Source organism: Mesorhizobium sp. M5C.F.Ca.IN.020.29.1.1, from assembly GCF_003997375.1.
Classification (GTDB): Bacteria; Pseudomonadota; Alphaproteobacteria; order Rhizobiales; family Rhizobiaceae; genus Mesorhizobium; species Mesorhizobium wenxiniae.
Genome location: NZ_RZSW01001031.1, coordinates 1 through 999, shown reverse-complemented (window position 1 = coordinate 999; position 999 = coordinate 1). Strand labels below are relative to the sequence as shown.

Annotated in this window: 1 protein-coding gene; it reads right to left on the bottom strand. The window is 64.5% G+C overall.

The window, feature by feature from the left end; genetic code table 11:
* Nucleotides 1-253 precede the first annotated feature (253 nt).
* Nucleotides 254-999 (bottom strand): peptidylprolyl isomerase (locus EOA85_RS35985; protein ID WP_127212781.1); only part of this gene is annotated, 746 nt, incomplete at its 5' end.

Sequence of the window (999 nt, the reverse complement as noted above, 5' to 3'; positions counted from 1 at the left end):
GACGAAGACGAAGCGACGCTGCGCAGGGCGGTTGGCTATGTGTTGAAGGGCATAGCCGCCGACGATGCCGGCTCGGTCAACACCGCGGCGGTCCGGCGGAGGCGTCGACTCGTAATCGGTCGCACCACCAAGTAGAAGCGACAGGGGCGGCAGAGCAAAACCACGCCCTGTCGTGATGGAGACCATCAGAGGCACAATCGGGGGGCGGCGGCGCCAACAATTGATCGTCTCCATCATCTGCGGTGGCGCGCGCCTACTTGGTGTTTTCCAGCGCGTCGACCGTCTTCTTCAGCTTCTCGTCCGGGATCTCGACCTTCGCCTCGGCGCGCAGCGACTTGACCAGAGCGATGTACTTGTCGCGGATAACCGCCTGGCGGGCCTGGTCCTTGACCTGGTCGAAGGCCGGCGGCTGCTTGGCGCGCTTGTCCTCGACCTGGATGACGTGCCAGCCGAACTGCGACTGCACCGGCTGCTCGGTGTATTTGCCCACCGCCAGCGCGAAGACCGCCTTGTCGAACTCCGGCACCATCTGGCCGGGTCCGAACCAGCCGAGATCGCCGCCGCTGGTCTTGCCGCTCGGATCGCTGGTGTGCTCGTTGGCGAGTTTCTGGAAATCGGCGCCGCCGTCGAGCTGCTTGATGATCGTATCGGCCTCTTCCTTCGTCTTCACGAGGATGTGACGGGCATGCACCTCGTTGGTCGGCGGCGTGTTGGCGATTTCCTGGTCGTAGCGGGCGCGAATTTCGGCATCCGTGACCTTGCCGATGACATCCTTCTCTACCATTTCGCCATGCAGGGCGCGCTGCTGCAGGAATGCCATGCGGCGCTGGAAGTCGGGATCCTTGTCGAGGCCGGTGGTGACCGCCTGGGCAGCCATGACCTTGATCTCGATCGCCGCCGAAAGTGCTGCGGCGCGGCGCTGTTCTGGCGGCATCTGCGCAAACTGCTGCGACAGCTCGCCTTCGGCAAGGGCAAGGTCTGCCTCGGTCAGCGTCTGGC